This window comes from Bartonella tribocorum (assembly GCF_002777915.1).
GTDB lineage: Bacteria > Pseudomonadota > Alphaproteobacteria > Rhizobiales > Rhizobiaceae > Bartonella > Bartonella tribocorum_A.
The window spans coordinates 1-3181 of the sequence record NZ_NJGE01000049.1 but is presented as its reverse complement, the minus strand read 5'-3'; the positions used below and the strand labels follow the sequence as shown (position 1 = coordinate 3181).

Genomic DNA, 3181 nt, shown 5'->3' with positions numbered 1-3181 from the left:
TACTCTTTCGGAGGGAAATAATGCTAGACCTGTCGTCGATGTTTTAACAGCAGACAAGGGTGATTTGTCTCAAAGAATGTTAGATATTGGAGATAAGAATAAGAGATCTCTCCTTAGTCCACAATGGTCTGTTGATGGCAACTTGCCTCCCCAACAGTTTAGCCAGAATGGAGCAGATACAGCGCTTATTAATGTGTTTGATAGCTTGCAGAATAATGCATCCACAGGGCTAGGGAAAGCCAGAATGGCGCGTGATAATAAAAATATGATTGCTATTGGTAATCCTCTTACTCTAAAAACCACAGAGGCAAGTATTGTTATTGGTAACTTTTCAACGGTGGTACATTCTTTGAGCGGGAATGAAGTGGTTGATCGAGTTACAAGTGTTGGTTATCAGACGACAGTTTATGGTAGTTTCTCCTCTACTTTTGGTGCCGAGACATATGTAGGTAAAAATTCGAATCGAGGAATTGCTATTGGTTATAAGGCGCGAGTAGAGTCAGGGAACCCTGCCGCTATTGCTATAGGTGTTGAAACGAAAGCTTTGGTAGAAAACGGGGTTGCTCTCGGTGCCTTTTCTGTTGCTGATACCGCTGCTGGTGTTGCTGGTTATGTCCCTGGCGGAAAAAATATTAAAGGCGATAAAGGGTATGTATGGAAAAGCACAGCAGGTGCCGTTAGTATTGGCGATATTAAGCAGGGTCAGACACGACAAATTGTTGCAGTAGCGGCTGGCACGAGCGATACTGATGCTGTGAATGTTGCGCAGATGAAGTCATTACAAGAATACGTAGACAAGGGTTGGAAGCTGTCTGTTGGTGGTGAAAACTCTAAGTCTGTTGGTGTTGATAGCGCGGTAGATTTGTCAGTTGGCAGTACCAATCTCAGCATTACCAAAGGCGATAAAGACAACAATGTAAAATTTGATTTAGCGAAGGAAATCACACTAGATAAAGTAACAGCAGGAACGAATATCTTCGATGCAACAGGTTTGATAATTGCAAATGGTCCGCAAATAACCACTGGTGGTATTGATGCTGGGGGTAAAAAGATCACAAATGTGGCAACGGGGACTGATAGTACAGACGCTGTAAATTTTTCCCAGCTAAAGGAATTAAAAGAACAAGTAGCAGCCAGTAGCTTTGTAAAACAGGAGGATGGAACACAACACATCACCATTGGTAAGGATACAGGTGGAGATAAAATCGATATTGCGAACAATGAAAATGAGAAGCGTACTCTTACGGGTATAAAAGATGGAGCGCTTTCAGCAGAATCACATGAAGCAGTCACTGGTTCACAGCTTTTTGAGACAAATAAAAATGTAACAACTGTAGCTACGGATATAGCTAAGTCCTTTGGTGGTGGTGCTAAGTATGAAGATGGCAAATGGAGTGCTCCTCAGTTCACTGTTAAGTCCGTTAAGGAAGATGGCAACTTTGAAGAGACGAAGTATGATACTGTAGCGGAAGCTTTGACTGGAGTTGGTAGTTCTATCACGAATGTTCAGAATAAATTGGCTGAACAGGTTAATAATGTTGTTAACAAAGTGGAAAGCGAAAGCTTTGTTCAGCAAGATAAAGCAACGCATAATCTCACGATTGGTGCAAGAGTAGAAAGCGGTGAAATCAACATTGCCAATAAAGACCAAGGTGATCGGATTCTTTCTGGCGTTGCAGAAGCAAAGAATAACAATGAAGCTGTTAACAAAGGTCAGCTTGATGCCAACATCAAGGAAGTCAATAATAATATAACAAATAAGTTGAACGAAGTTACTCAGAACATAACGAATGTTACCCAGCAAGTTAAAGGGGATACCTTATTGTGGAGTGAAACTGATAATGCGTTTACTGCACAGCATGGGGAAGGTGAGAAAAAAGAAGCGAGTAAAATTACCCATCTTTTAGATGGTAATATTGCCTCTGGTTCGACGGACGCAGTTACGGGTGGTCAGCTTAAGGCTTTAGGTGATAAGGTTGCTCAGTCTTTCGGTGGTGATGCTAAGTATGAGAATGGTGAATGGACAGCGCCTACCTTTAAAATTAAAACTGTTAACGGCAATGGTGAGGAAAAAGAAAATACTTATCATAATGTCTCTGATGCTTTGAGTGGAGTTGGTCGTTCTATTACAAATGTTAAAAATGAGATTACCAAAGAGGTTAATAATACGATTACCACGGTAAAAGGCGATTCCTTATTGTGGAGTGAAACTGATCAAGCCTTTAGTGCACAGCATGGGGAAGGAAAAGGTAGAAGAGATAGAAAAATTAAGTTTGTTGAAGGTGGAGACTTAACTGAAAACTCAGACGAAGTTGTAACTGGTTCTCAAGTACACACACTGGGTACCAATCTTGCTAATTATCTGGGCGGTGGGGCTGACTTTGGAAATGGAAATTCAGACGGTCCGACATTTAAAATTAAACGAGTTAAGTCTGATGGTACAGAAGAAGAGCAAACCTATACGAATGTAGCAGAAGCTTTTGAAGGTGTTGGTACTGCTTTCACGAATATAAAAAATGAAATGACCAACCAGATTAATAATGCCATTACCAATGTACAAGGTGATAGCCTTATCAAGAAAGATCCAAAGACAAATAACATCACTATCGGTAAAGAAGTAACCGGCAGTGAAATCAATATTGCTAACAACACAAACGAAGCACGCACGCTTTCTGGTGTAAAAGATGCGGTAAAAGCGAATGAAGCTGTCAACAAGGGTCAGCTTGATAAAGGTATTGAGAATGTCAATAAAGACATCACGAATAAGTTTGAGAAGTTTACTGAAAATATAACGAATGTTACCCAACAAGTTCAAGGTGATGCGTTATTGTGGAGCAATACTGATAATGCCTTTGTTGCTGATCATGGCAAGGATAAAGAAAAGAAGAATAGCAAAATTACACATCTCTTAGATGGAAATATTACTTCTGATTCTACCGATGCAGTTACGGGTGGACAACTCTATTCAGTGAACAAACAGTTTGCGACCTATTTTGGCGGTGGAGCTGGTTATAATGAAAAGGGTGAATGGAAAGCGCCTACCTTTAAAGTCAAAACAGTTAAAAATGATGGCAAGGAAGAAGATAAGACTTATCAGAATGTAGCGGATGCTTTAGCAGGAGTGGGTACATCTTTTACAAATGTTCAGAATAAAATCACCAATGAGATCACCAACCAAATT

At 40.3% G+C, this 3181-nt stretch carries 1 pseudogene; it reads left to right on the top strand.

Annotated elements, in window-relative coordinates:
• Positions 1 to 3181, top strand: a pseudogene (locus tag CER18_RS09515) (Vomp family autotransporter); the annotation flags it as partial.